General features: G+C 52.7%; 1 protein-coding gene. It reads left to right on the forward strand.

All coding sequences use genetic code 11. The features are described 5' to 3' along the window. Positions 1–196 (forward strand): hypothetical protein (locus R2R70_RS21515; protein WP_410979127.1); only part of this gene is annotated, 196 nt, incomplete at its 5' end. Positions 197–256 lie beyond the last annotated feature (60 nt).

Consider the following 256-nt stretch of genomic DNA (forward strand, 5'->3'; position numbering starts at 1 on the left):
GTCTGTCGAGATGGTGTCAGCGGAGGAGCATGAGCAGGTGCTATCGGAGGAGTTGGAGGTGCTCGAAAGCATCTATATTGAGGAGCTGCAGAGTACGTCGAGGTATGCTTACGAGTCAGAACTTTCACCGACGCATCTTCAGATCCGCGTTGTCCCAGAGGATTATGACGAGGCCAAGCAGGGTAGGTTTGTGTGATCTGACTGGATAGACCCCGTTCTGCTCTTAGATGTGCAGTATACGCAGGAGTACCCCGAT

The organism is Cobetia sp. SIMBA_158 (genome assembly GCF_046566945.1).
Classification (GTDB): Bacteria; Pseudomonadota; Gammaproteobacteria; order Pseudomonadales; family Halomonadaceae; genus Cobetia; species Cobetia amphilecti.